This window comes from Larkinella knui (assembly GCF_003858645.1).
GTDB classification, from domain to species: domain Bacteria; phylum Bacteroidota; class Bacteroidia; order Cytophagales; family Spirosomataceae; genus Larkinella; species Larkinella knui.
Window position 1 is genome coordinate 908,852 of the sequence record NZ_RQJP01000004.1, and the last position, 20,122, is coordinate 928,973.

Consider the following 20,122-nt stretch of genomic DNA (forward strand, 5'->3'; position numbering starts at 1 on the left):
CGGTTTTTAGCAATAGCCCCATACGGGTTTTAAAACCCGTACGGGGCTATTTTATTTACATTCGATGAATTTGATTGCTAACTTGCAGCCCGATTTGATTAAAATCATTTTCTTCGTATGGCAACCAAAAAAATCATATTTTCTCCCGACGCACCGGCACCAATTGGGCCTTATAACCAGGCGGTTATGGTAAACGAAACGCTCTATGTTTCCGGCCAAATCGCTTTTGAACTTGCTGCTTCCGGCGATATTCAGGCCGAAACCCGCCAGGTGATGGAAAACATCGGCGCCATTTTGAAAGTGGCCGAACTCGGCTTCGGGAACGTCGTGAAAGCCACCATTTTTGTCAAAGACCTCAACAACTTCGGCGCTATCAACGAGGTCTACGGCAGCTTTTTTACCGCCGATCCGCCAGCCCGTGAAACCGTTGAAGTAGCGCGCTTGCCCAAAGATGTCAACGTGGAAATATCCGTTATTGCCGTTCAATAAATAATCTGCCTGTTTCGCATATTACACCTAGTTCACTGAGTTAAGCGGAGAAAAAAGAGGTTAGCAGCGTTTAACTTCGGACTTTTACCGATAGAGCTGGTGAAAAAGTCTTTCAAAAATGCCTGAATCATCCGAAATACGCGTTCGTTTTGCGCCCAGTCCAACCGGGCCGCTTCATATTGGGGGCGTACGAACCGCCTTGTATAATTACCTTTTTGCCCGCAAACACGGCGGCAAAATGCTGCTCCGTATCGAGGATACGGACCAAAACCGCTTTGTGCCCGGTGCCGAAGACTACATTGTTGAGGCCCTGAAATGGGTCGGCATCGAAATTGATGAAGGCCTGACCGTGGGCGGTCCCCACGCCCCCTATCGCCAATCGGAACGGAAAGCGATCTATCGTCAATACGCCGACCAGCTTGTGTCGGAAGGCAAAGCGTACTTTGCGTTCGATACGCCCGAAGAACTGGAAGCAATGCGGAAACGCATGGAAGAGGCCAATGCTCCGGCGGCTCAGTATAATTCCATCACGCGGCTTCAGATGAAAAACTCGCTGACGCTGAAACCGGAGGAAGTAAGCGCTTTGATCGATTCGGGTGCGCCCTACGTGATCCGGTTGAAGGTGCCCCGCAAGGAAGATGTCCGGCTGAACGATCTCATTCGTGGCTGGGTGGTGGTCCATTCGTCGCAGATCGATGACAAGGTATTACTCAAATCGGATGGAATGCCGACGTATCACCTGGCCAACATTGTCGACGATCATTTGATGGGCATCACTCACGTCATTCGCGGGGAAGAATGGTTGCCGTCGGCTCCGCTGCACGTCTTGCTGTACCGGTTTTTAGGCTGGGAAAGCACCATGCCGCAGTTTGCGCACCTTCCGCTTCTGCTGAAACCCGATGGCAACGGCAAACTCAGCAAGCGTGACGCCGATCTGGGCGGTTTTCCGGTATTTCCGCTCGAATGGAAAGATCCTTTTTCCGATACTGTCGCCCGCGGTTTCCGTGAAGATGGGTATTTGCCCGAAGCGCTGGTCAATTTTCTGGCGTTTCTGGGCTGGAATCCCGGAACGGAACAGGAAATGTTTACGATGGACGAACTGATTCAGGCGTTTAGTCTGGAGCAGATCAACAAAGCCGGCGCGCGGTTCGATATTCAGAAAGCCAAGTGGTTCAACCACGAATATTTGCGGCAACAACCGAACGAGCAACTGGCCGAAGCCATTGTGAGTCAGGCGGCTGCGGATGGAATAAATTGCCCGCCGGAGAAGGCGGCTAAAATCGCCGGTTTGCTGAAAGAGCGGGTCAACTTTGCTCACGAAATTTATGCCGAGTCAACGGTATTTTTTCAGAGCCCGCCAGGCTACGACCCGGCAATTGTGGCGGCCAAATGGAATGATGAAGCCGTTCGCGCTTTGACCGCATTTAAAGATGCATTAACTTCGGTAGAAGAACCGCTAACGGCCGAGATGGCGAAAACCACCCTGGCGAATGCGACGACGGCGGTCGGTATTAAACAAGGCAAAATCATGCAGGCCCTCCGGCTGGCCATCACCGGTGTTGGAGCGGGGCCGGACCTGATGATCACGCTGGAAATTATCGGCCGGCAGGACGCCATTGACCGGTTGCAGAAAGCCCTAAATGAACTATGAATGATGGATGATGAACGATGAGTGGCTGACGCATTCAATCGTGTGATAACCATTCATCGTTCATCATCCATCATTCATAATTAATCAAAAAGCTATGGCAAAGAAAATCACGAAACCCGAAGACCAGCCGAACGAAAAACCGCGGGTTCATAAAGAACTGGAAGGTTTTGATATTAAAATCAATACGTTCGGCGAGATTACGAACAGTTACGATATTGACAAAATCAATGCGTTTCTGAACAAAACCGTCGATGATAAGAAGCTTCGCAACCGCAAAGATCTGAAAGACGGGGAGAAGGGAGACGAAGAGGAGTATGAAGATGGGGAGGAGGAATAGTCAGTCGCCAGTTGCAATCTGAAATGTTTAATCTGTAACCTCTACTTTTCATGCGTTCTCACGAAATCGATTACAAGATCATCGGCGAAGATATTCAGGTCGTTGAAATAGAGCTCGACCCGAACGAAACCGTCATTGCCGAAGCCGGAGCCATGTTATTCATGGAAGACGGTATTCAGTTCGAAACCAAAATGGGCGACGGCTCGCAGGCGACGCAAAGCATCATGGGCAAGCTGTTTCAGGCGGGTTCGCGGTTGCTGACGGGCGAATCGCTGTTCATGACGCACTTTACCAACCGGGGCTACGGCAAGCGGAAAGTGGCGTTTGCGGCCCCGTATCCGGGTACGGTTATGCCCATCGATCTGGCTAAAATCTACGGCAATCAGTTGATTGTGCAGAAAGACGCCTTTTTGTGTGCGGCCATGGGAACCCAGATCGCGATTCACTTCAATCAACGAATTGGAACGGGATTGTTTGGTGGTGAAGGCTTTATTCTACAGAAAATCCAGGGCGACGGTCTGGCATTCATTCACGCGGGGGGCGTGGTGATGGAGCGGCAACTGAACAACGAAACGCTGCGGGTCGACACGGGCTGTGTGGTCGGTTTCGAACCTTCCATCAGCTTCGATATTCAGCGTTCCGGCGGCTTGAAGTCCATGATTTTTGGCGGAGAAGGAATCTTTCTGGCCACGTTGCGCGGTACCGGAAAAGTCTGGATTCAGTCGATGCCCATCTCCAAACTCGTGGATCGGCTGTCGACCAGCAGCCCACAAGCCCGCAAAGAAGGCGGCTCGGTGTTGGGCGGTCTGGGGAGTTTGTTTGAAGATTAAAGCGTGAACCGTGTAGTAGAAAACGGTGTTAACTACCTGAAAAGCTGATGAATAGTAAGGCTTTAGAAATATTCAGGCAGGAGTAAATTTGATTTAGATACAGGTATAATAGAAATGGAAATTATTTGCGTAAATGACAATTTTCCGGCTCCGGTGCTGGCCTTTTATGCCGAGTTTGGAGTCAAAACGCCCAAGGCCGATCAGATGTATACGGTTCGGATGGTGAAACGCCATACCAACGGCGAAACGGGCGTGTTGCTGGGCGAAATTCAGAATCCGGATGTGCCGGTGCGTCATCCGGTTTTGGGTGAAGTCTGGTTTGAACCAACGTTCAACATCAACCGGTTCCGAACCCTGCTGGGCCAGCCGGTTCGGCAGGAAGAGCTGGAAATGATCAATTCATGAGCTGGTTTTAATGAAGAAGAAAAAAGCACCTGACAGGTTTCTAAAACCTGTCAGGTGCTTTTTTCTTCTTCGGTCTAACTAAACTCAAAATGGCTAGATCACCACCCGTCAGGTTTCCAAAACCTGACGGGTGGTGAAACGCCCGGCACGAAATCACCGGGCTTTTTCGTTTACTTTCTGGTATCACCTTTCCTTACTTGTGACAAAATTACTTTTCGTTTTTCTGGCCATTCTGCTGGCCGCGTGCGGCAGTCGCGATGCCGACAATTATGTTCCGAAACCCAAAGGCTATAACCGGATCGATCTGCCCCCACATCGCTATCGACCCTTGACAGAAGCCCATCCGTATACCTTCGAGTATTCCACACAGGCCCGGATTCTGCCCGACACCTTTCGGGGTGCACAGCCGCACTGGATTTTTATCCATTATCCGGCTTTCAAGGCCAGCGTTCAGTTGACTTACCATCCGGTGCAGCACAGCGAAAAACGGCTAGCGGGCATGATCGGCGACTCGTATAAACTGGCGGCTATGCACAACGAAAAAGCGTATGCTTTTAAAGAGGAACTGGTTCAACTCCCCAGCGGTCTGAAGGCCGATCTGCTGTCGATTGCGGGCGAAGTGCCCAGCCAGCTGCAGTTTTTTACGACGGATACTACCACTCATTTTCTGCGGGGAGCGGTTTATTTCAACGTGGCAACCCGCAATGATTCACTGGCACCGGTTATCGATTATCTGCGGAGCGATGTCCTGCATTTACTCAAAACGCTGCACTGGAAGCCAACTCATTAAACCGATGGGGCTGCTGGCGAGTTAAGGAGGATGCTATTGCAAATTTTACGGGTATTTTGTATCTTTATATCCCTTTTCGGGAACCAACTCCTTGACATTCACGAATCCCGGCGAATGGTTCGCCGGATGAAAATGACGCTATGAGACGCACAAAATTTAATCCGAATCAATTTCAGATCGACTTTCTGGCTGCGTTTCGGCGTATGCTCGTGAGTTTGGGGGATTCGCAGAATTCGCCCGTAAACGAGACGGTTTTTGTCAAGTTGAGCGATCAGTGGGAAAATAACCGCCAGCTACCCGCCGACCTGCTGTTTCAGAAAAGCCCGGTGGAAGCGGTGGTGTACCGGTTGTCGAAGTCCGATGACCGCCTGCAATTTCCCGAAGAATTAATCGCGGGAGACCTGCGGGGCGTTCCGGGTCTGACCGGTTTTGCGGCCAAGTTTCGCGAGCAGGGCTGGGTGATTCTGCCGAATGAGTTGTCGGGAGCCTACAAACAACTATATCTGCACATCCTGACGGCCGCGATTGGTCTGGAGCAGTTGTACGCCAACCGCAACGAACTGCTGGCAGAAGCCGAACGCGTAGCACTGGCGGCTTTGTTGCCCGAAACCGAAATCCGGAGTTTCTTCGGCGTACGGCTTTCGCGGTTCCCGGATAGTTTCCGGATGGATGTTTCCAACTATTTCAATCTGCCGTTTGAATCCGTTTTGAAACGGGCTCATCAATTGGAAATTATTTCGGACTCCGTACTGGAAGGAGCCAGAAATGACGCACTTCGGGCAACACGCCGGACCCAGGTGAAAAAAGTGGCCTGATTTGACTTAAAAAACGGAATAAATAGAATTTTTTAAAGAATATACGGCTTTTGCCAAAAATAACGGTGCCATTAGTTGCAATTCGCAACGTGGCACTTTTTTTTTGCACAAAAAACTACCAAGTCAATAGATTATGAGTATTATTACTCCGTATAGTCTATCTAAAAAGGTAGTTAGTAGCTGTCAATCAATCAGGACCTCATGAAAAAACCAGTACACTCTTCTCGTTTATCACTCCGATGTTGCTAGTGCAGCCAGCCTGACTGTCGATCAGTCTTTGTGACCCTGTTGCGTACCTTCATGAAATGAAGCCAAAAGTTTGAAAAATTTCCTATTATTTCTATAGGAATACTACATTAAAACAACTAGTAACCCACAATGCAACGAGTTTTAACGTTAACTTTTTTGATCGGGGTGATTCTTTCCCCCTTATTTCTATCCGCCCAAAATACGATCATTGTTAATTCGACGATTTCCGGGAAAGTAGTAGATTCTCGCACCAATGAAGCCCTGATTGGGGCAACAGTAACCATCAAAGGGACAACCAATGGTTCTGCGACGGACGCAAACGGCGATTTCAACCTGGTTACGGGACAGAAATTACCGTTTACACTGGTTGTTTCCTACATTGGCTACATCAAAAAAGAGGTTCTGATCAACGAAAGCAAGGTTGAAATTAAGCTTGATGCGACAACGACCCAACTGGATGACGTTGTAATCTCCTCGCGCCGTCGTCAGGAGTCCGCTCAGGAAGTTCCGATTCCCATTTCAGTGATTGGCGGGCAAAGGGCCGAAGACGCCGGTGCCTTCAATGTCAACCGTCTTAAGGAATTGGTGCCGACGGTCCAGCTCTATTCTTCCAATGCCCGAAATACAACGCTCAACATTCGCGGGCTGGGATCAACCTTCGGGTTAACCAACGACGGCGTCGACCCGGGTGTGGGTTTCTACGTAGACGGCGTTTACTATGCGCGTCCGGCGGCCACCGCACTCGATTTTATTGACATCGAACGCGTTGAGGTTTTGCGCGGGCCACAGGGAACGCTTTTCGGAAAGAACACCACCGCTGGTGCTTTCAACATTACGACGCGGGCGGCAAGCTTCACACCCGGCGCCAACTTTGAACTGAGTTATGGCAACTTTGGGTTCGTGCAGGCAAAAGGATCGCTGACGGGGCCGTTGAGCAAAAAACTGGCCGCTCGTCTTTCCTTCACGGGTACCCAGCGGAATGGTCTGTTTTACAACGTTCATACCCAATTGCCCATCAACGACATCAACAACATCGGTGTCAGAGGCCAATTTTTATATACACCCAGCGATAATGTACAAATCACACTGATCGGTGATGTTTCCGACCAGAAACCCACGGGGTATGGCTGGCCGGTCGCGGGCGTAGTTCCGACCCAGCGGGCGGCTTACCGCCAGTTCAATGCCATTATTGCCGATTTAAATTACAAGCTTCCTTACTCCAGTGCGTTCGACCGGATCGTGGACCTCGACACGCCTTCCAAGGCCGATAACCAGTTAGGCGGTGTCTCAGTCAATGCCGATATCAAATTAGGGAACGGAACGCTAACCAGCACGTCTGCCTGGCGGTATTGGATCTGGACGCCCCTGAACGACCGGGATTATATCGGATTACCGGTATTTACGATTTCTTCCGGCAACTCCAAACACGACCAGTGGTCGCAGGAAATCCGCTATTCCGGCAAAGTTTCTTCGAATCTGAGTGGGGTCATCGGCTTATTTGGCCTTTGGCAAGACCTGAAATCCGATCCGGTGCAGACGGAAGAAGCCGGTTCGGCCCAATGGCGGTTTGCCCAAAGCTCCACCAGTGCGCTCTGGAAAACGCCCGGTTTATTCGATAACTTCGGCATCCGTACCACCAACGAAATTAAAAGCACGAGCCTGGCCGTGTTCGCACAGGCCGACTGGGCTGTGACCGACAAGATCCACATTCTGCCGGGCGTACGCTACAACTATGACAAAAAAGTCGTTGATTACAGCCGGGTGACCTACGGCGGATTACAAACCACCGACGCGGCTTTGATTGCCTTGAAAAACGGCGTCTATTCCAACCAGGCTTTCAACACGGATTATGCGAAAGCAAATTTCTCCGGACAGCTGTCCATACAATACAAAGCCAGCACGAATCTCAATGCCTATGCTACGTATTCCGTTGGTTATAAGCCCATTGGGGTAAATGTCGGCGGTTTGCCAACGGCGAATGGACAGATTTTAATTGATCTGGCCAATGTAAAACCCGAATACGTGGATCACAAGGAGTTTGGGGTAAAAACCAAACCATCGGGCAATTCGGTTTTGAACCTGACCTTCTATCGTTCGGATATCAAAGATTATCAAACCCAGGTCCAAACGCCGGAACCGGGCGTAAACCGGGGGTATCTGGCCAATGCCGAAAAAGTGCGTGTGCAGGGCCTGGAACTCGACGGGAATGTCCGCTTTACCAACCTGACCCTGAACGCTGCTGTAGCCTATACGGATGGTAAATACGTCCGTTTTGCCAATGCGCCGGTGCCTTTGGAAGAAGTAGGAGGGGCGCAGGCTTTTAAGGATATTTCGGGCGGACGACTACCCGGTATCTCCAAGTGGTCGGGCTCCGTAGGGGGTGAGGTAACCGCCAAAGGAACCTTGATCGGCCTCAAGGGGAACTACTTTTTGGGTATCGATGAATTTTATCGGTCGGAGTTCTCATCGAGCCCGTCTCCTTCCAAATATTTAAACATTGATGGCTATGCGCTGACCAATGCGCGGCTCGGTTTCAGGGCTTCCAACGGGCTTACGTTCTTCTTATGGACCCGAAATCTCTTCAATAAAAACTATTATGAGCAACTCCTGGCTGCTCCCGGAAGTTACGGACAATATGCCGGTATCGTGGGCGACCAACGCACCTACGGCATCACGCTGCGGTATTCCTATTAATAGAATGCTGAGTTATGAATGATGAACGGGCTGACGCATGCAATCACGCGTCAGCCCGTTCATCATTCATAACTCAGCATTGCTATTGTGACCACTTCGTCGGTGTGCGGTCCCAGCGGTGGCCTTTGAGTTCCTTGATCAATTCGGGTTGTAAACCGTTGCCGTCGCTGGTGGCCATGTTGGCTTCCACGTTGCGGAGTTTGCGCATACCGGGAATGGTGGTGGCCACGTCGGGATTGTTCAGGATGAAGCGCAGTGCCATTTCGGGCAGGGTCATGCCGGCCGGAATTAGCGGTTTCAGTGCCTCGGCATGGTCGACGCTGGAATTCAGGTTTTCCGGTACGAAATACGTCGAACGCCAGTCATCCGCCGGAAAGGTGGTTTCCTTCGTCAGTGTTCCGGTCAATGTTCCTTCATCGAACGGCACGCGGGCAATGACGCCGATGTTCAGCTCGCGGCAAAGCGGAAACAGGTTGTCTTCCGGTGCCTGATCGAAAATATTGTAGATTACCTGCACCGCATCGATGAGATTCGTCCGCAGCGTATTCAGGCAATTGTCCGGTTCCCAGCGGTTTACCGAAATTCCCCACGCCTGAACTTTGCCTTGCTGCGTCAGTTTGGTGACGGCTTCTTTCCATTCGTCATGGTCGGCCCAGCCGTCTTCCCAGACGTGAAACTGCTGCAAATCAATCGTTTCGACGCCCAGATTTTTCAGGCTTTTCTCGGTATATTCGATGATGTAGTCGGCTGGGAAAACATCGTTCAGTGCAAACTCAGGTTTGGAAGGCCATTGACGGTTTTTAGGCGGAATTTTGGTGGCCACATACAGCCGTTTGGCACTGTTGCGCTTGAGCAGATCGCCCAGAATTCGCTCGCTAAGCCCCTCACCATACCCCCAGGCCGTATCGAAGAAATTACAGCCCAATTCCACAGAACGGTCGAGAGCCTGATCAACTTCCTGTCGTTCAGAACCCGTCCAGCCAGCCAGGCCCCACATGCCGTAGCCAATTTCGCTCACTTGCCAGCCAGTACGGCCAAAAGTACGGTACTCCATAGTATAGTTAAGAGTGATGAGTTAAGAATTAAGAGTTAAAAGTTAAAGAGCCGGATTGTCAATGTAGCTACTTTTGCAGCGCAAGTTTTAACTCTTAATTCTTAACTCCTAACGCTTAACTCAAATTTATGTTGGTTCGCGTTGTTCGAATGACTTTTCAGGAATCGAAAACCGCTGATTTTCTGGCGATCTTCGAGGCATCAAAACAGAAAATCCGCACCTTTACCGGTTGTCGTCACCTTGAACTACTCCGGGATCTGGATCAACCGGCGGTTTATGTTACCTACAGCCATTGGGAATCTGCCGAAGCCCTGGAGCAATACCGCCAATCGGACCTCTTTAAAACGACGTGGGCGTCTACAAAACCGTTATTTGCCGAACGGGCGACGGCTTTTTCGGTGGAGAAAATAGACGAGGTAAAGGGTTGAGCGAAAACGATTTGGGATTATATCTTTTCAAATTTTGCGTAGTATTTTGCTAAGAAATGCCTATTTTTAAGGGACCTTTTTACCGAACCTATGAATGCCCTTTTCACCGATCGTATTCGCAAATTGATGGCCGGTTGGCTGTTGGTTTGGATTGCGGTTTCGGGCGTAAGGGCTCAGGAGACAACCACGATCACGGGTAAAGTGACCGAAAAGCAGACGGGCCAGCCTCTGCCGTTTGCCAACGTTTACCTCAACAATACCACCCACGGGACGACTACCGACGAAAAAGGCCGGTATAAGCTCACCAACGTTCCACTCGGCACCATCGAGCTGGTGGCTTCCTTTCTGGGCTACCAACCGGCCCGCCAATCGGTTCGGCTCGAAAACAACCAGCCCCGCATCCTCAATCTGGAGTTGAAAAGTACGGGCGTTACGCTCGCGGATGTGACTGTCAAGGCAAAAAGGGATAAAACCTGGGAGCGGCATTACCGGGAATTTGAACGGGAGCTGCTCGGGAAGACGCCGTTCCGGAATCAGTGCGAAATCATGAATCCGAATGCACTCCATTTTACCTACCAGAATAACACGCTGAAAGCCACCGCCACCGAACCGGTCATTATCGAAAACCGGGCATTCGGGTATCGCCTGAAATATGATATGGAGTATTTTGAGGTGACGACGAATGGAGCCATGTATTATGCCGGTGCCACCCGGTTTGAAGAACTCAAACCGTCGGACCAGCGACAGGCCGATCGCTGGCGAAACAACCGCCAGCGGGCTTACCTAGCCTCCACCCGCCATCTTATGGCGAGCCTGGTGGCCGGGAATTATGAAAAAGAAGGCTTTATGGTGTACCAGGTTAACCCACAACAACCTGAAAAGACGACGGGGGCTACCTTATTTCTGGATATGAACCGCCATCTGCTCCCGGTCAATATCGACTCACTGATTCGGCCGGGGCGTCTGTCGTTTGAACGAAAACTTGTTACGGCCACTCCGCTGAAGGTATTTTATAACCGGGTATTCTCGGGGTATTCGCCGTATCGCGATGCGCCGTATGCGTATACCGAATTCCGGTTTCCGCAGGGAAAGAGCGAGATCACCGTCGACGGGCGGGTGACGCTGCCGCTGGGTATGCTGGCAATCGGACACCTGGGCAACGACCGGTTTTCGTCGCTCCTGCCCGCCGACTGGCAGCCCCATGCGGCCGTCAACCAGCCGGACACGGTGCTGGCGGCTCCAATTGAAGGGCAGATTCTGGCAAACGACTACCGGCTCGATTCGATGCTCCGGCACTGGAAACTGACGCATCCGTATCAGGCCCCATCGGCTTTTGTCCACATCGATAAACCGTTTTATCTGACTGGTGACCGGCTCTGGCTCAGTGCGTATGTGCTGGAGCCGGTAAGCGGGCAACTCATGTTTGGTGATGGGGCGCTGCACGCCGATCTGCTGACTCCGGGCGGTAAGCTGGTACAACACCAGTGGATGCGCATCACGGATGGCCGCGCAACGGGCCATTTTCGGCTTTCGGATACGCTGGCAACCGGGATTTACCGGCTCCGGGCGTATACGGACGAGGATTATGCCTCCACGCGACCGGCTTTCGAACGGACCGTTACGGTGTATAATTTGTTGAGCGGCCCCGGAGGGCAGCCTGCCGATCAGTCCGGCGACCTGGACGTGCAGTTTTTGCCGGAAGGCGGGCGTTGGGTGGCCAACCTGCCAGCCCGACTCGGATTCAAGGCCGTCGGCGGGGATGGACGCGGGAAGGCCGTGTCGGGGCGGATTCTGGATGAACAGGGACAGGAAGTGGCGCGTTTTATCAGCAACCGGTTTGGGATGGGCAGTGTCGTGCTGAGTCCGAAAGCCGGGCAGACCTATCAGGCCGAAATCCAGTACAACGGACAAACCCGGCGGGTTATGCTGCCCGCCGTCGAACCGGAGGGATTTGTGCTGGCAACCGACATGGTGAGCGATACGGCCGGATTGAGCATTCGCATTCTGGCCAACGTGCCGCAACCCGATCCGGTTGTTTACCTCACTTTTCTAAGCTACGGGCAATTGGTGCAACGGACTAAAATGAAACTGCAGGATGGCAAAGCCCGGCTAAGCCTGCCCATGGCGGTATTGCCCCCCGGATTGTGTCAGGTTACGCTTTACGATGCCTATGGACGGCCCCGGGCGGAGCGGATGATCTACGTGTCGGAGCAAGTCCCGCCGGTTCGGATTAGCCTTACCGCCGACAAACCAGTCTATACGCCCCGGGAAAAAGTGATCCTGAATCTGAAAGTGATCGATCATCCGGAAGCCTCTCCGGTGGCGACGCTCTCGGCGGCCATCACCGACGCCGATCAGGTTCCGGAAGACTCAGCCGCTGCGGACATTCGAACGCATCTGCTCCTGACGGGCGACTTACGCGGTCGCATTGAGCAACCCGGTTTTTTCTTCAAAGACACCACCCTGGCGACCCGCCGGGCTCTCGACGATCTGCTGTTGACGCAGGGCTGGCGTCGGATCGGATTGCGCAAACCGGAATCGCCGTCGGATACGCTGGGCGGTATTGTGTTCAGTGGCCGCGTTGTGGACGAAAAACGGAATCCCATTCCCTATGCGGAATTGCTGGTGGCTGCTCCCAGTTCACCGCAATCCATTCCGCATTCAATCGGCACCAACCGGTTTGGCCGGTTTCGGATGGCGGGATTGAGCGTGACGGATACGTTGCAATTGCTGGTGCAGGTGATGGACACGCAGTTTAAATCGATCAAAGCGACGGTGGAACCCGATACGGCCGGGAGCGTCTGGTCGTCGGCAAAAGGGATCGCTGAACCGTCGCCGGATTGGCGACAGTTTCAGCACCAGCTCGACGTGGCCCGGACACGTCAGGAATCCGATCCGGGCCAATACCGGGATAAACAGGCCAAAGTCCTGAAAGAAGTCACGATAAAAGGCTATCGGCCTCCCGAGCGACCCGAAAATTCTGGACGGACAAGCCTGCACGGCACCGCAGACGCGGTGTTGCTGTTCGATGCCCGATCCCCGCAGTTTGCGAATGTTTATGAAATGATTCGGGGGCGGGTGCCGGGTGTGCAGGTGAAGCAGACCATGAACGGCTATACGGTCAACATCCGGAACGCGATTTCTTTCGGCACCAACAATTCGATGCAGATCCAGTCGCCGTTGTATCTGCTGGATGGCTCGTACCTGACCGAAACCCCCGACGGAAATGCGCTGTTGAGTCTGAATCCGAACGATATTGAGCGGATTGAAGTGCTGAAAAACGGGGCTACTTCGGCCATTTATGGGGCGCGGGGCGGAAATGGCGTGATTGCTTTCTACACAAAACGCGGTCCATCCAAACAAAAGCAGGCCGGGCCCGGCATCGGACTCAACCAGTTACCATTCATCGGTTTTGCGGCCCAGCGGGAGTTTTATGTGCCCCGGTATGAAGACACACCGAGCGCGGTTCTGGCCGAGCAGAACGCCCCGATCGACCGCCGGGATGTTCTGTACTGGAAACCGCTGATTCAGACCGATTCGAAAGGAACCGCCAACCTGGCTTTTCCGCTGTCGGACGTCGTCCGAACGATTCGGGTTATTGTGCAGGGCGTCACCACCGATGGCCGGCCCGTGGTGAGCGTGACGAAAATGAAAGTGCAGTAGGTTTGGTTTACGGTATTCGGTCTTCCGTTTACGATGGCTGATGCGTTATCCGTCATGCGCCAGCTGACACGAGTAAACCGTATTCCGCAAACCGCAAACCGTAAATTATCCTTCCTCTGCAACGCCAAATAGAGCCCGTAACTCCTTTGCATCGTGCGGTTTCATACGCCCGGCCAGCACCAGGCGCAGTTGCCGACGGCGCAGCGCACTCTCGTACAGGTCTTTCTCGGCCTCGGTTTCGGGCGTAACGGGTGGCACCTCGATGGGGCGGCCATTTTGGTCGACGGCCACGAAGGTGTAAAACGCGCGGTTGGTGCTCACCCGCGTGCCAGCCGGTATGTCTTCCGCCCAGACTTCAATATTGACCTCCATCGACGAATTAAAGCCCCGCGTTACCTTCGCCTGCATCGTTACAATGTTGCCCAGCTTGATGGGTTCCGAAAAAGAAACGTTATCGACCGAAGCCGTGACCACAATGCGGTTGGAATGTTTCTGGGCCGAAATGGCCGCACAGATGTCCATCCAGTGCAGCAGCCGGCCCCCCATCAGGTTGTTGAGCGTATTAGTATCGTTGGGCAATACCATTTCGGTCATGGTGACGAGTGACTCGCGGGCGTATTTAGGTTGGGGCATATCGAAATTTCCGGCGACAGAAAGCTTCCCGGCGGTGCTAAACTACGGCTTTTGTCGGCTTCCTCAACTATCCTTTTCTTTTTTTCGGGCCTCTTTCCGCTGCTCGCGCTTCTGTTTTCGTTCGGCTTTTCGCTCTTTCCGCCGTTCCTTCCGTTCCGCTTTCTTCTCTTCGCGTTTTTCCTTGTAATCTTCTTTCAGATTCAGAACGGCATCCTTGAAGGTAACGGTGTTGTCGAATTCCTTGGTGAATGCTTCAACGTATGCATTCCGCAGAACGCCAATGATGATTGGCCAGATCTCCGTTTTGGTATCCTCAACGGTTCCCCGCAGCGGTATTCGGGTGGCAACCTGATCTTTTTTATGGTTTTTGAGAATTTCGGTACCACCCTGAGCCAGCAGTTCAGTAAAAAAACGGCCAACGCTTCGATTTTCGCCCGGTTCTTTGAGCTTGAAAATCTTCATGTCCTTCGTCAGCGGTTTGAAATACCCCACCAGCCGCCCGTCGTACATCGCCATTTCACTGACGACGCTGACGGTGCCACGTTCAAAATCGACGTTGCCGTATCTTCGCGCCAGATCGTTGAGCTTGACCAGTTGCAAGTCACTGAAACTGAGGTTGTAATTGAAATCCGGTAGCGGTTTTAGCAGATACATGCCTGCCGCAAATTTCATGGTGCCGCCCCAGCCGGGTACGTCGCCCGTGGCAGTAACGGGCGACGGCAATCGGGTTTGTTTCTCTTCAACGTTGCGGATGTTGAGAATTTCGGCCGTAAATTTTTCCAGTGAGAAATCCGTACTGGTGGCTTCAAATACGTTTACCAGATCAATTTTGCCGTTGTAAGCCGCAAATCGGTTGATTTGGATGGGCAATAGATCTTTCACCAGTTTGGTCCAGTCGAGTTCTTTACCGGTCTGGCTGGCTTGTTCATTGTTGCTGAAAGCGAAATTCAGTTCGGGCTGATAGCACTCAACTTCCCCAACCAAAGCGCCTTTAAACAGCGAGCGCCATTCGACCGAAAGATCGGTTTTGGGAATGTACAGAAAAGGCTCTTTGATCTTGCCATTGATTTTCCGGATTCTCAGGTCTTTGATTTGATAAGCACCCCGAATCAGGGCAATATCGACGTCCTCGACGTGTCCGGTATACGAACCCATGTCGGCCATCAGTTTATTGACGTAGCGCAGTACAAAATACGGCAACAGCAAGCGGGCGACGATCAGCAGAACGATAACCGCCAGAATAATCTTTGTGGAACGTTTCAAAGCAACAAGCGTTGATGTTGCCTATAAAACTCAAAAACCGCCGAAGAGTTATAACGTACCCACGGCCGTTCGACGTAGGTACGTTAACGCCGATTGGGCGAAAACTTCCGGCCATCCAGGGTCGCGTACTTAAAATCGGTGGGGCCGTCGAATACGGTATTTTCGAAGCTGGAGTTGCGGGGCAAATGAGTGTATTTGAAATCGGCCGTTCCGTCGAAGCGGGTGCTGTTAAAATTTGCACCCTCGTCAAATTTGGTGTATTTAAAATCGGCGTACTGGTTGAAGCGGGCCTGCCGGAAGGCAATTTCTTCTTTGAAACTGGTGTATTTAAAATTGCCCAGCTCACCAAACCGGGCGTCGCTGAAGTCGGCCACAGCCCGGAACTTCGCGTATTTGAAATTGGCCTCTTCCCGAAAACTGGTGCCGATGAACAAAGCCCGTTGCTTAAATTCAGAATATTTGAATTCCGACCCTTTTTCAAAGGTACAGCGCTCAAACGTTACGGCTTCGGTGAAATGAGCCGCATACGTAACGCCGTTTCCGCCCCAGCGCCGGCCTTCCTTGTCGATATTTTTGTAGGCAATAAAGTTGCCTTTGAACGTACAATTCCGAAAAGTAACCGGTATTTCAACCGTGCTTTCGTAGGCTTCGTTTTCGACCCAGCGGCTGTCTGTTACGCGTTTTTTATTGGCCAGCTCCGTCAGGTCGAGGTCGCCGGAAATGGTGGCGTTTTCGTAGGAAATAACTTCTTTACGGTTGATTTTAGCCAGAATTTCTTTGGCATCGATGGTGCGTTGGGCCCGGGTGGTTGATGAGAGGGCTAAAAGCAGGAGGAGGGAAGCCAGTAACGTTTTCATACGGGAAAGATCTGATTTTCCCTAAGGATGAAAAGAAACCGGAGAAGGTTGCACGTACCCCCGGACTTTAGTCCGTGTTTTTCGTTTGTAATTCTACAGTGAAAAAACACGGACTTTATTCCGGGGGTACGTTAGGGAATCCAGAGGGCTTTGTCGTAGGCCGTATCATAATCGAATTCTTCCAGCGGCACAAAGTCGGCAAATTTGCCCGCTTCATTCATCCGGATGGCATACCACAAACCCGTAGCATCGCGCAGCAGTATCCGATAGCCATAGAGCGGGTGGTAGGTATCGCTGTCGGTGCGGTGATCCCAGCCGGTTTGAAGTTCGATGGCAAACGCAATCTGCGCCAAAGCTTCATCGATGTAGGCCATCAGGCTACCGAAACCGTCTAGTTCTTCCAGCCAGATCACCAGCCCGTCGGTTCCCCAATCGAACAGGGGGGGCGACGTCCGGCCGGCCGGTTCTGTTATCACAAGGTCATTGGTCATACTGATAAAGGCTAAATTTGGACTGTAAAGGAGTTGCCGGCCCGCTCAGGACGCCTGCCGCAGCCAGTGTCCGGCATCTTCCTGTTGTTGCTCTTTCCATTTGCGGAGCCAGAAGCGGTATTTTTTTCGTCCGTAGTCCACAAAATCCGGGATCGACGTAGCATCGACGGCAAAAAGCCGGTGCGGTTTCTGCTTCTGAACGCCAATCAGGACAAACCGAAACTGGCGGGTCTGGGCCCATTCCTGGCTGTCGGAGTTGCGCAGGCTGTCGATGTAAAAAGCCACCTGCCGGTCATAGTCGTAATCGTAGCAGCTTTGAAGAAACTGACTCTGGGTGCGCGCCGAGGTGGTTTTAAAATCCAGAATCAGAACGTTCCGTTTTTTGGGACTGGTATACACCATGTCCAAACGGGCTTTGCAACCCAGTTCCGAAGCAGGGTCGGTAAACAGAACGACCCGTTCTTTCTCCGATTTCCGCAGATACCGGTTGCAGAACGAATCGCGCCGAACCTGTTCCGTGAGTTGTTCCAGACGCCCCGATTCGACGGGTTTCATATCCGGCAGCAGCTGTTCGATAATTCCACCGACGCTCTCCGGCTCCAGCAGATGCGAGTGAAAAGCCCGCCCGAACTGCATCGCCCGCTGCGGAACAAACCGGGCCGACGGCGGATAGCCGAGGCATTCTTCCTTCAATCGAGTCAGATCGGAATTCGAAACCCGCGGAATGGAACGGTAATCAATCAATTCGGTAATCATAACTGGATTGATTTTGATGAAGTGAATAAAGTGTATGAAACCCCTGAACTCCCAGAAAAGAAGTTCAGGGGTCCTCGAAAATTAATTCAGCAGATGAATCCCATTTTCGGGCAACGCTTCTTCGGTGGGGTTAAGAAACGGGTTGTAATAGTTATAAGCCGTTTTGATGTTGGCGATGTCGGTCAGCGTTTCCTGACGGAAAATCTTGGTCGACTGGCCAAAGGCTTTCAGCGCTTTAGTTTCCTCCGGATCGGCCAGTTTGTAGCTGAACGTGGCAATGTAATACACCCCTTTCGGCTGAATTTTGGTATTTTCCTTTTTCTCGGCCACGGCGGTAATCACCACATCGGCCAGGGTCAGGTCATCATAGAACAGGGGTTCGATCAGCCGGAAGATGTTATCCACCGAATAACCGTGGAACAAGATGGCCGACACGCAGTTCTTTTCGTCGATGAAAAAGATTTCGGCCCAGTTCTTGGTTCCCATGTTCAAAATATTATCCGTAAAGATGCGCCAGGCAATGGGCTGGAAGGTCAGCGTCCGGCCGTTGGTGGGGCCTCCCAGTTTTTCGGTACCATTGATGTTAAAGATGCCCTCCTTGGCGTCGAAACGGTATTGGCGGGGGTGACCTTCCAGGTATTTATAGCGCCCGGTCGTGGAAGCATTCATGACTTCGCCCGTCGTTTCGTTCACGTTCTGATAAAGTTTCACTTCCAAACCATTTTGATTTGTTGCGCCGGTGTTGTTTTTTTGTGTGTTCATTAGTATTTGTTGTTTACTGTTCGGACAGGGGGACCGCTATGCGATCCCTTTTGCCTTTTTAGGAGGTTTATATTTGAGTTTAAATATACACACTAATATGTATAATACAAAATGCTACATAAAAAGATTTCCGGAAAATTATTTTTAGAAAAGCAGACGAACAAAAACCGTGTTTTATACGGCTTCAGGCCTTTTTAACGCGCTTGGGAGCTACTGAGGAAGAATGGAGACTCCGTGATTAAATAACACCGTCTAGGTGACAAAAAATCCAGAGAGATGCTTATTATTACATGGTTTTGTGTAAATCCTGGTTTTATATGCCCATTGGAGTCCGTCTACAACAGCTAATCGATGCCCTGAACGTCAGTGTCCTGGAGTTTGCCCGACAATTGGGTGAGAAACGGGGTGAGAAAGTCTACCACATTTTACACGGCCGTCTGAAGCCGCGGTATGAAACGTTACAGAAAATTTTGCTCGCCTATCCGACTGTCAATGCCGACTGGTTGCTGCGGGGAGAAGGACTGATGTTCCGGACGTTACCCCAAACTCCACTGGCAGCCATTACGTTAGACGACCGGCTGCGAAATATGGAGTTTCTTTTGTTTCAGTTAAACGAACGTGTAGCTTTGTTACAACAAACGAACGACTTGCTGCGGCAGGAACTTGAAGAAGTCGTTGGTCAAAAAAAAGTCATCAGTCTATCACGCGTTAGTCGTCGGTCAGATAGATCCACGGAAGCCTGATCACTGCCGGGCTTGCGACTTCATTGTAAACTATGTTCTCATTTTTTAAGCGACGCCAGGAACAACCTTCTTTTTCGGATTTCGGATTTCTGGGCGTAGATATTCATTCTCACCTGATTCCGGGCATTGACGATGGGGTGCCCGACCTGGAAACGGCTTTGACGTGCCTGCGGGCCTTTGAAGAACTGGGGTATAAGAAAGTAATCACGACGCCCCACGTGCTGCGCGATTATTACCCCAACAGCAGCGATGCCATCCGGCGCGGGCTTGACGAACTCCGCGAAGCCATCGCCCAAACCGACCTGACGATTCAGGTGGATGCGGCTGCCGAATACCTCATCGACGATCATTTTGTGAGCTTGCTGCAAGCCAACGATCTGTTGACGTTCGGACCGAATTACGTGCTGGTGGAATTGTCGTTTGCCAATCCGCCCCTCAACCTGGACGAAATCATTTTCCAGATTCAAACGAGAGGTTACCAGCCCATTCTGGCTCACCCCGAGCGGTATTCGTATATGAAGGATCAGTCGGAACGCTTCCATAAATTGAGGGTGCAGGGGTGTCTGTTTCAGCTTAATCTGCTTTCACTGATCGGGCAATATGGTGGTCGCGTACAACAGCAGGCCAAACAACTGCTCGACGACGCGATGGTCGACTTTGTCGGCTCGGATCTGCACCGGCCCCGGGATGCAGAAAAATTAGGTCAATTGCTTCAATCCAAAGAACTGGCCCTGCTCGGTTCCCATACGTTTCTGAATTCTTCCCTGCTCTAACCGGCCTTTTTTTTGCTGCCTATACCGCAGAAAATCGGGGGGCATTGAACCCCTCCGGTTTTCTGCGCCTTTCTTTGTTCTTCCTGGCCGAGACTACGGCATAGTTTTTGATTATTGTCTGATAAATGGGAAAAAGATTTTGCGAAATTTTTTCCGCTATGATGAAATAGTATTTCTTAAGAAATTATTAATTGACTTATTTAAAGAATTTATGCCTTTTAATAAATAATAAATTGGAGATTGCATGGATATTTCAATTCCGTTTATCTATATTTAAAGCATAATACTTACAAAAAGTTACTAAGTGCTTGTCTGGTTTTTACGATGGGTTAGTTAGAAAAAGCCGATTGCTGTAATCCCAAACGGGCTGGCTTTAGCGCCTGATCGTTCATCCTTTCTGTCAGAAACCAAACTTTTTTAGCGTATTATTTCTATTTAC

The 20,122-nt window shown here is 51.3% G+C and carries 19 protein-coding genes; 12 read left to right on the forward strand and 7 right to left on the reverse strand.

Annotated elements, in window-relative coordinates; translation table 11 throughout:
• The first annotated feature begins 117 nt into the window (after window positions 1-117).
• The 8 genes from EHT87_RS22125 (at window position 118) to EHT87_RS22160 (ending at window position 8,260) form a co-directional block, all read left to right on the forward strand.
• Window positions 118-489, forward strand: a complete 372-nt coding sequence (locus EHT87_RS22125) for a Rid family detoxifying hydrolase (RefSeq protein ID WP_124908821.1) — start codon at window positions 118-120, stop codon at window positions 487-489.
• Between the two features lie 118 nt (window positions 490-607).
• Window positions 608-2,140 (forward strand): glutamate--tRNA ligase, encoded by a 1,533-nt coding sequence (gene gltX / locus EHT87_RS22130; protein ID WP_124908822.1) that lies wholly within the window; start codon window positions 608-610, stop codon window positions 2,138-2,140.
• Window positions 2,141-2,234: 94 nt separating this feature from the next.
• Window positions 2,235-2,477 (forward strand): hypothetical protein, encoded by a 243-nt coding sequence (locus EHT87_RS22135; RefSeq protein ID WP_124908823.1) that lies wholly within the window; start codon window positions 2,235-2,237, stop codon window positions 2,475-2,477.
• Window positions 2,478-2,527: 50 nt separating this feature from the next.
• Window positions 2,528-3,307 carry a TIGR00266 family protein gene (locus tag EHT87_RS22140; protein WP_124908824.1) on the forward strand — a complete coding sequence of 260 codons (780 nt, stop codon included), beginning with the start codon at window positions 2,528-2,530 and terminating at the stop codon, window positions 3,305-3,307.
• 114 nt (window positions 3,308-3,421) lie between these two features.
• Window positions 3,422-3,712: a hypothetical protein gene (locus EHT87_RS22145; protein ID WP_124908825.1), complete on the forward strand. Its 291-nt coding sequence runs from the start codon at window positions 3,422-3,424 to the stop codon at window positions 3,710-3,712.
• 199 nt (window positions 3,713-3,911) lie between these two features.
• The gene (gene gldD / locus EHT87_RS22150) at window positions 3,912-4,502 is read left to right on the forward strand and encodes a gliding motility lipoprotein GldD (protein ID WP_124908826.1); all 591 of its coding nucleotides are present in this window, start codon (window positions 3,912-3,914) and stop codon (window positions 4,500-4,502) included.
• Between the two features lie 140 nt (window positions 4,503-4,642).
• The gene (locus EHT87_RS22155) at window positions 4,643-5,317 is read left to right on the forward strand and encodes a hypothetical protein (protein ID WP_185716318.1); all 675 of its coding nucleotides are present in this window, start codon (window positions 4,643-4,645) and stop codon (window positions 5,315-5,317) included.
• A 378-nt stretch (window positions 5,318-5,695) separates the two neighbouring features.
• Window positions 5,696-8,260, forward strand: a complete 2,565-nt coding sequence (locus EHT87_RS22160) for a TonB-dependent receptor (protein ID WP_124908827.1) — start codon at window positions 5,696-5,698, stop codon at window positions 8,258-8,260.
• An 82-nt stretch (window positions 8,261-8,342) separates the two neighbouring features.
• Here EHT87_RS22160 and EHT87_RS22165 read toward each other — a convergent pair whose 3' ends face one another.
• The gene (locus EHT87_RS22165) at window positions 8,343-9,314 is read right to left on the reverse strand and encodes an aldo/keto reductase (protein WP_124908828.1); all 972 of its coding nucleotides are present in this window, start codon (window positions 9,312-9,314) and stop codon (window positions 8,343-8,345) included.
• 128 nt (window positions 9,315-9,442) lie between these two features.
• Here EHT87_RS22165 and EHT87_RS22170 point away from each other — a divergent pair, with 128 nt between their 5' ends.
• Both EHT87_RS22170 and EHT87_RS22175 read left to right on the forward strand, forming a co-directional pair.
• Window positions 9,443-9,742: a putative quinol monooxygenase gene (locus EHT87_RS22170; RefSeq protein ID WP_124908829.1), complete on the forward strand. Its 300-nt coding sequence runs from the start codon at window positions 9,443-9,445 to the stop codon at window positions 9,740-9,742.
• A 90-nt stretch (window positions 9,743-9,832) separates the two neighbouring features.
• Complete coding sequence (locus EHT87_RS22175) at window positions 9,833-13,405, forward strand: carboxypeptidase-like regulatory domain-containing protein (protein ID WP_124908830.1); 3,573 nt, start codon at window positions 9,833-9,835, stop codon at window positions 13,403-13,405.
• A gap of 105 nt (window positions 13,406-13,510) precedes the next feature.
• Here EHT87_RS22175 and EHT87_RS22180 read toward each other — a convergent pair whose 3' ends face one another.
• The 6 genes from EHT87_RS22180 to EHT87_RS22205 form a co-directional block, all read right to left on the reverse strand.
• Window positions 13,511-14,038: an acyl-CoA thioesterase gene (locus tag EHT87_RS22180; RefSeq protein ID WP_124908831.1), complete on the reverse strand. Its 528-nt coding sequence runs from the start codon at window positions 14,036-14,038 to the stop codon at window positions 13,511-13,513.
• Between the two features lie 63 nt (window positions 14,039-14,101).
• Entirely contained in the window at window positions 14,102-15,301 is a 1,200-nt protein-coding gene (locus EHT87_RS22185; RefSeq protein WP_124908832.1) for a DUF748 domain-containing protein, read from the reverse strand.
• Window positions 15,302-15,384: 83 nt separating this feature from the next.
• Window positions 15,385-16,158 carry a pentapeptide repeat-containing protein gene (locus EHT87_RS22190; protein ID WP_124908833.1) on the reverse strand — a complete coding sequence of 258 codons (774 nt, stop codon included), beginning with the start codon at window positions 16,156-16,158 and terminating at the stop codon, window positions 15,385-15,387.
• A 131-nt stretch (window positions 16,159-16,289) separates the two neighbouring features.
• Entirely contained in the window at window positions 16,290-16,649 is a 360-nt protein-coding gene (locus EHT87_RS22195; protein WP_124908834.1) for a hypothetical protein, read from the reverse strand.
• A gap of 45 nt (window positions 16,650-16,694) precedes the next feature.
• The gene (locus EHT87_RS22200) at window positions 16,695-17,405 is read right to left on the reverse strand and encodes a PD-(D/E)XK nuclease-like domain-containing protein (protein WP_124908835.1); all 711 of its coding nucleotides are present in this window, start codon (window positions 17,403-17,405) and stop codon (window positions 16,695-16,697) included.
• An 81-nt stretch (window positions 17,406-17,486) separates the two neighbouring features.
• The gene (locus EHT87_RS22205) at window positions 17,487-18,167 is read right to left on the reverse strand and encodes a hypothetical protein (protein WP_124908836.1); all 681 of its coding nucleotides are present in this window, start codon (window positions 18,165-18,167) and stop codon (window positions 17,487-17,489) included.
• Window positions 18,168-18,484: 317 nt separating this feature from the next.
• Here EHT87_RS22205 and EHT87_RS22210 point away from each other — a divergent pair, with 317 nt between their 5' ends.
• Window positions 18,485-18,910, forward strand: coding sequence for a helix-turn-helix transcriptional regulator (locus EHT87_RS22210; RefSeq protein ID WP_124908837.1), 426 nt, complete (start codon window positions 18,485-18,487; stop codon window positions 18,908-18,910).
• A gap of 32 nt (window positions 18,911-18,942) precedes the next feature.
• Window positions 18,943-19,683 carry a tyrosine-protein phosphatase gene (locus EHT87_RS22215; protein ID WP_221622052.1) on the forward strand — a complete coding sequence of 247 codons (741 nt, stop codon included), beginning with the start codon at window positions 18,943-18,945 and terminating at the stop codon, window positions 19,681-19,683.
• Window positions 19,684-20,122 lie beyond the last annotated feature (439 nt).